Source organism: Ruminococcus sp. AM31-15AC (assembly GCF_003462045.1).
GTDB classification, from domain to species: Bacteria; Bacillota; Clostridia; order Oscillospirales; family Ruminococcaceae; genus Hominimerdicola; species Hominimerdicola aceti.
This window is the reverse complement of sequence record NZ_QTYG01000134.1, coordinates 1-743: the sequence shown is the minus strand read 5'-3', so window position 1 is coordinate 743 and position 743 is coordinate 1. Positions and strand designations below refer to the sequence as shown.

2 protein-coding genes are annotated in these 743 nt (G+C 37.3%); both read left to right on the top strand.

The window, feature by feature from the left end; translation table 11 throughout:
- Nucleotides 1-238 precede the first annotated feature (238 nt).
- Nucleotides 239-421 (top strand): hypothetical protein, encoded by a 183-nt coding sequence (locus DW793_RS14385; protein WP_117876724.1) that lies wholly within the window; start codon nucleotides 239-241, stop codon nucleotides 419-421.
- A gap of 41 nt (nucleotides 422-462) precedes the next feature.
- A partial coding sequence (locus DW793_RS14380) for a hypothetical protein (protein WP_147342241.1) occupies nucleotides 463-743 on the top strand: 281 nt, incomplete at its 3' end.

Below are 743 nucleotides of genomic sequence, written 5' to 3'. Positions count from 1 at the left end.
TACATTCCTGAGTCGGTCAATGAAATAGCGGAAAACGCTTTTGATGAGTGTGATAGCTTGACGATAAAGGGAAAATCAGGCTCGTATGCTGAGGAGTATGCAAAGGAAAACGATATTGATTTTGCGGCGGAGTAATGAACGTATAAATAGGTTTAATTGATAACACCGTGTAGATTATATATTAACTAGTACATTTGATAGTTTTGTATTGTCAGATATACATAGTCGGAGGATAATAATGGATATTACAAAAAAGTTTTCGGTTTTATTGGTGACTGCAATAACGGCGGTGTCGTTGGTTCCTTGTGGAAAGGATACAAGCTCTGAAGTTAGCTCAGTTACCAATGCTAAAGCTTCGGCATGGGATAGTTTAAATGACGCCCAGCAAGCATATTATAAGGGGTTGGAAGATATCTGTTAGACAAGAGCTTTTTTACATGATGGAATTGAGGTGACATAATTATGGCTAACAAGGCATTATTTTGGTATAACTACAAAAGATTTGTTGACGAAGGCACCATTAAGCCGCTGTCTCCAAAGACATTTGCATTGTCAGGATTAATAACGGTTTGTGGTCTTGTGCTTAGTCTAACAATTTATTGTTTGGTATTTCCTGATAGTTTTGTTGGAGAGAATACACCTATTAAACTGTTTTTCTGTACATTGTTTTATATGCTTGGTACGCTTGCCATGATCGGCGGAGTGTACTTTGGTATATCGCTTGTTGTTACAAGGTTTATACC